Here is a 4,555-nt window from a genome sequence, read left to right as displayed (position 1 = left end):
AGATACTGATTCTGCAGGAAAACTTCTGGATTATTTGATAAAAGGTTGTCATTCTGATCGGAGTAAACAGGAGAGCGAAATCGTTTCCTGCTTACTTAACGATAGAAGTAACTTGAAAAAACTGATCGTTCAATGCTGGAAAGATATAAGCATCACGGAGTCTACAATACCAGACAAATCTCTCAACGAATTGATGGGTGATTATTTTAATTGGGTGTATAAGACATATAAGGCTGACGCTGCTTTGTCAGAGATAACGGAAATTATCACCACCAGTCGTGTCGAGGACCTTAATAAGAAAGGTAAATACGGTGTAACGCCGCTAATGCTATCTCTGGGCAGAAAAGATACCACTGTCTTCCGGTTACTGATGAAACGGGGCGTTGACTGTAAATCCATCACATTGTCTATGACGTTGGTCGACACGACGGCGTTACATCAAGCGGCTAAGATGGGCGCTGATTACTATGTTCGGTATCTAATAGAGATTGGCAAAGTGGATGTTAATGAGAGGGATGCATCTGGCGATACGCCGTTGCACGCTGCAAAATCAGTAAGTGCGGCTAGGATTCTGGTAGCTGCCAGGGCAAATGTTAATCTGGTGAATAGCCAGGGCAGGACGCCGTTGCACTTGGCGGTTAACCGCAGCAATGCAGCAGTTGTCACATTGCTGATCAGTAACAGCGCAGTGGTTGATCAGGCGGATAAAAGACAAGTGACGCCGCTGATTTTGGCCTCCTCCATAAAAGGCTATGGAAATATCGTTGAGCTGTTGTTAGCTGCCGGGGCTGATGTTGATCATGAGGATGTTGGCGGCTTAACAGCATTATACGTAGCCGCCGTAGGATATCATTTCGAAACCGCCAAAATGCTGATAAAAGCCGGTGCCAACCTTGATAAGGCGAATAATGATGGAGATACACCGCGTATGCGTCTTAACCACAGGCGTGAGTGGTATCCTGAAAAAATCAAGGAGCTAGAGACGCTGGCAGCTAAAATTGCAAGAACTGCAGAAGGAAGGTAGACACTCCGGATAAGTAGAGTCTGGTGTTGGGATGTCTCGCTTTCGCGGGAATGATCCAGGCATGGTTGTCTCGTTCTGATGCTGATGATTGCCCTGGTTCCTTCTTATCCGGGCCTGTATTTTTACTACGGTTATCATGATTTGGGTTTGCATCCGGGTGTGGGCTCTGTTCCAAATAAATGTTGGTGATTTTCTGAAATCCGCGCCATCCCAAGCATTATGCGGTTCCCAAGGGATGGCCTGATATCTTTACTTGATTACCACTGATTCTACGTCATGACACAGAGAAAGTTCATTTAAGAATATACGCGCAATTTTTCATTCCTTATGCCTATAACCCAGTGAAGAAATAATAGAACACCTCCAGTATTACCGGTAGAGCAGGCATCATGAGGCTTGTTCTCCAGATGAACGACGTAAACCCGGCTTCTAACCACTCCGACCAGACAAAGACCCACATCATCATTCGAAATGATGAAATTTACACTACAACTGTCTTTCAGTTGCCGGTTAATGGCTAACCCGGTTTCCACTGAACGTCTGGCAGCTTGAGCAGTCGATCCGTCATTGGCGCTGTATTGACTGCCGCCCGCCCAAGCCTTGAGATCATGAAGGCATATCAAAACGCCGGTTAAACCGATAGTTGAACTCTGACAGATAGCGACCCAGATGCTTGGGGTCGAGCTTATGGTAAGTACCGGTAATCGCCGTTTTCACGTTGCCCAGCATGGTATTTACCCAGGTAAACAACTCATTTTCCATGGATGCATGGCCACCACCGGTAATGATGGCTGTGTGCTGGCACCCTGCGTCTTCGATACCCCGGAAACAGGACAAACCATCACTGACGACCCGGGCACCCTTTTCCGGGCATGTTCTGCCCACTCCTGAATGGTCTTGCGCCGAAGGTTATCAACGGCATTGAAACTCATGTAGAGAGGGTGGTTATCCGCATCTGTCTGGACTGCTGCCACAAAGGGGGCTTTGTTCTCTGACCCTCTGCCGCGACGGCCTTCATGGCGCTCTCCGCCCCAATAGGCGTCATCAACCTGAACAAAACCACTCAACTGCCAGTGGTTATCTCTTTCCATCATGACCTGCATGAGCTTGTGCTTCATGCGCAAGGCGGCATTGTAGGAAATGCCAAGTTGTCGATGCAGCGTCAGGCAAGAAATCCCCGCTTTATTCTGGGTGATGAGGTAGATGCCCAGAAACCAGATGGTTAAAGGCAGTTTTGTCGAGTCAAAGATGGTGTTGCTGGTTAGTGACGTCTGGTGACGACAGCGATTGCACTGGAATTCAGCTTTCCGGTGCAGCTTGCAGAAACTACGGGAGCCACATTTGGGGCATTGGAAGCCATCTGGCCAGCGCCAAGAGCACAGCGCGTTTTCACACTGTTATTCACTACCGTAATTAGCCAGAAATTGCATAATGCCAAGGCCTTTTTGGAACTGAATGGTATTTTTGCACATCAGTTTCACCTTCATAACACATGACAATCGACGTTTATTATAGCAGCTGGATCATGATGTAGGTTCGATGGTAATCAGGTATCTTTATATCATTGCCCTGAAGGACAGCGCCAACACATAACCAAAACAGAGCCCGGGTGTGGGTGTTAAAGTAGCCTGCTACGGCGGTACTTTGATTCTCAGCCTGGCAACCATTGCGTTGTTGCTGGTTTAAACCAATATAAACGAGGGGGGCTGAATAAGCCCTTTTTTGTTAGTCGGTTTAAGATGAGCTTTCAGGACTTTTACTTTTATCCTGGAGATACCTCTGTTCAATTCTTCTCTGATTCCGGGAAAGGATGATGTCCTGTTCAAGTCCGGGATCTGCTTTTTTTATAGATTCTTCCTGCTCGTAGATTAATTGGGCAATCTGGCCGTGGATTCTCTGAGCGATGCTGTTGACTACCTGATCACGATTAATGTCGGTCAGTGAATGCTTCTGAATAAAATTATCAACCGCCATTCGGGCCATGATCCCAAGAAGACTGTCATGCTCGTCTGCCCGCTGGATAATTAAGCTGAGGCTATCAAGGTTATCGAGTGACATTAGATTAACCCTCTGGTGAGTTCGGGTATTTTTTCTAATGCATAGAGTTTGCTGAAGTGATTGCCAATAGTATTTTGAATATCTGAAGGCAGCTTAATATCCTGGTCTTTCAATAAGGTCAGAATCAGGTCAAGTTTGCTCAGTGTATTGCCATGGAGTTGTATTGCTGAAGCTAGTCCTGACCACTCCCCCCTTTCTGCAAGTTGGGTAATCATATCCAGATTGTGGTGGATTATCTTTCGACTGGTAAGCTTCTGCCCTTCAGGTGCTTTTGTCGATTTGTCCTGGTACGCCGTTGTCTCTGTTGAGCTGACTTCCTTAGCTCCGTGCCGACCCCTGGTTCGAGCAGGTGTATTCTCTGGCTGAGATATGGGTGTGGATTGACTCGGAATGTTGGATATTTCTTTTGCCATCGTACCTGTCCCTGGTAACGCGAGAGTATTGCCAGTTTGCCATAATAAGGCGACGGTTTAACTTATCTTGAACGGATGCTGCTATAAGGTAATGAATCGGCCGTTTTGTGATAATTTCTATTAAGAATCGTTTGTCCTGCGGGAGGTAGTATGGAAAGGGTGGTTGTTGTAACCGGAGTCAGCCGGGGATTAGGGTTAGAGCTATGCAAGCAGTACCTGTCGGAAGGGGCAAAAGTTTATGGTTGCTGTCGGTCTCCGGAGCAGTCACAACAGTTGCTTGAGTTAAAGCACAGTGCGGGCTATCAGTTTGAGCTGGTTCCTCTGGATATTACCCAGCCGGGCATGATTCAGAACCTTCAATATGTGATTGAAGAGCCCATTGATATTCTCATCAATAACGCCGGGATTTATGGCCCTTCAGGACTCTCTTATGATCAGCTAACCGTTGACCCCTGGATGGAAGTGTTGCGGGTAAATACTGTGGCTCCCATGATGGTCACTCAGGCGCTGGTGGAGAAGGTCGCCGAAAGTCATGATAAAAAGATTATTATGATGTCCAGTAAAATGGGCAGTATGGGCGATAACCAGAAGGGAGGATGTTATATCTACCGTTCAGCCAAGGCGGCATTAAATGCAGTGGGCAAAAGCCTGGCGATTGACTTGGCGGACAGGGGGATCAGTGTGGGCATACTGAATCCGGGTTGGGTTCAGACGGATATGGGAGGATCCAGTGCACTGATTGATTCTGAGACATCCATTCGTGGTATCCGCAAAGTCATTGAGCAGCTTTCTTTGAAAAGCAGTGGTCATTTTATCAGTTATGATGGCTCATTGATTACATGGTGAACTCCCGGCTCTGTGGCATAAAGTTGCCGGACTGCCCACCGGGTAGTTCGGTTTATAGTCGTTTTCAGTTACGTTGAACGAGACTGAGGCGCAATCCCGGGCCCTTTAGGGACGGGTCAAGCCGAGACTACTTTCTTTTGCTATCCGTATAACCGAAATCCAATTATTATCAACCTTCCATGTAACCAAGAAATATAAAAATGCTCCAGGGTAT

General features: G+C 47.0%; 4 protein-coding genes and 1 pseudogene. 2 read left to right on the top strand and 3 right to left on the bottom strand.

Annotated elements, in window-relative coordinates:
• On the top strand, nucleotides 1-1,024 hold a 1,024-nt coding region (locus RM811_RS19145), incomplete at its 5' end, for an ankyrin repeat domain-containing protein (RefSeq protein ID WP_402527429.1).
• Nucleotides 1,025-1,541: 517 nt separating this feature from the next.
• Here the strand turns inward: RM811_RS19145 and RM811_RS19140 are convergent.
• From RM811_RS19140 to RM811_RS19130, 3 genes and pseudogenes are all read right to left on the bottom strand, one after another.
• A pseudogene (locus RM811_RS19140) lies at nucleotides 1,542-2,496 on the bottom strand (IS1595 family transposase).
• Between the two features lie 262 nt (nucleotides 2,497-2,758).
• Entirely contained in the window at nucleotides 2,759-3,082 is a 324-nt protein-coding gene (locus tag RM811_RS19135; RefSeq protein ID WP_402527428.1) for a hypothetical protein, read from the bottom strand.
• A complete protein-coding gene (locus tag RM811_RS19130) occupies nucleotides 3,082-3,495 on the bottom strand; it encodes a hypothetical protein (RefSeq protein ID WP_402527427.1) in 414 nt (137 codons plus the stop codon). Before RM811_RS19130 ends, RM811_RS19135 begins: the two co-directional genes overlap by 1 nt.
• A gap of 150 nt (nucleotides 3,496-3,645) precedes the next feature.
• Between RM811_RS19130 and RM811_RS19125 the strand changes: the two genes are divergently transcribed.
• Nucleotides 3,646-4,341 (top strand): SDR family oxidoreductase, encoded by a 696-nt coding sequence (locus RM811_RS19125; RefSeq protein ID WP_402527425.1) that lies wholly within the window; start codon nucleotides 3,646-3,648, stop codon nucleotides 4,339-4,341.
• The last annotated feature ends 214 nt before the right edge of the window (nucleotides 4,342-4,555 follow it).

This window comes from Endozoicomonas sp. (genome assembly GCF_031844845.1).
Taxonomy (GTDB): Bacteria; Pseudomonadota; Gammaproteobacteria; order Pseudomonadales; family Endozoicomonadaceae; genus Endozoicomonas.
Note: the sequence above shows the minus strand (reverse complement) of the source record. Positions and strands in the feature narration are given on the sequence as shown.

Coding starts and splice junctions, on each gene's coding strand:
- RM811_RS19135 (WP_402527428.1), bottom strand. CDS start 3,082: ATGTCACTCGATAACCTTGATAGCCTCAGCTTAATTATCCAGCGGGCA.
- RM811_RS19130 (WP_402527427.1), bottom strand. CDS start 3,495: ATGGCAAAAGAAATATCCAACATTCCGAGTCAATCCACACCCATATCT.
- RM811_RS19125 (WP_402527425.1), top strand. CDS start 3,646: ATGGAAAGGGTGGTTGTTGTAACCGGAGTCAGCCGGGGATTAGGGTTA.